Genomic DNA, 811 nt, shown 5'->3' with positions numbered 1-811 from the left:
GTCCGCCCGGCCGACGTGGACGCCGTCCCGCCCGCTCCCGTCCCGGTCCCGGTGTCCGTCCGCGATGACGTACCGGACCCGTCCGGGTTCGGGTTCGCGGCACCCGCCGTCCCGACTCCAGCCCGCCGCCCGGCAGGGGCCGTCCGGCGTCCGGGCCGGGCACCGCAGGGTCCGCCGCGCTGGCCGCACATCGCCATGGTGATCGCGGTGCCCACCGCCGGAACCGCCGGGTTCCTCGCCGCCCTCACCGGCCCAGCCCTGCCGATCCAGATCGTGACCTACACCGTCGTCGGCGGCGTCGTGATCTACAAGATCATCGGGCCCGTGCGCGCCGTCGCCGCCGTCATCACCGCGGCCCTCAACAAGGTCGGTGGGCGATGACCACGAACGAACGAACGAACATGCGCCGCAGGGGGTTGTCGCCGGTGTTCGTGCAGGCCAAGCCCCCCACCCCTGGAGCGTTCGTTCGTTCGCTCCCGCCCGCGACCGCCACCCGCGCCATGGAGGAGAGCACCGATGTCTGACCTTTTCGACGGGGTCAAGCCCCCCAAGGAGGACCGCCGCGAGGCCCCGCAGGCAGCCGCTGCGCCTACGGTGGCGCGCGAGGCCGCCCCCGCCACCTCCAAGGGGGACCAGGCCTCGGGGGTGCCGGTCTCGCGCCTGTGGTGGTGGGCGGCGCCGCTCCTGCTCGTCGTTGCCGTGGTGGCACTGTGGTCGGTCTCGGTGTGGCTGCTCGTCGCCGTCGCTGCGGCCGCGCTTCTGGGAAGTCGGAGGCCAAGCGGGCTTAGGGAGACAATTGCCATCTCCAACT

General features: G+C 73.2%; 2 protein-coding genes. Both read left to right on the top strand.

Annotated features, from left to right (window positions below):
- Nucleotides 1-381: hypothetical protein (locus tag ABFX50_RS50810; RefSeq protein ID WP_428834744.1), on the top strand; the 381-nt coding region annotated here is incomplete at its 5' end.
- Nucleotides 378-524 carry a hypothetical protein gene (locus ABFX50_RS50805; protein WP_310283891.1) on the top strand — a complete coding sequence of 49 codons (147 nt, stop codon included), beginning with the start codon at nucleotides 378-380 and terminating at the stop codon, nucleotides 522-524. The genes ABFX50_RS50810 and ABFX50_RS50805, both read left to right, overlap by 4 nt.
- Nucleotides 525-811: the final 287 nt, after the last annotated feature.

It is taken from the genome of Nonomuraea recticatena, assembly GCF_039533245.1.
GTDB classification, from domain to species: Bacteria; Actinomycetota; Actinomycetes; order Streptosporangiales; family Streptosporangiaceae; genus Nonomuraea; species Nonomuraea roseola.
Note: the sequence above shows the minus strand (reverse complement) of the source record. Positions and strands in the feature narration are given on the sequence as shown.

Coding starts and splice junctions, on each gene's coding strand:
- ABFX50_RS50805 (WP_310283891.1), top strand. CDS start 378: ATGACCACGAACGAACGAACGAACATGCGCCGCAGGGGGTTGTCGCCG.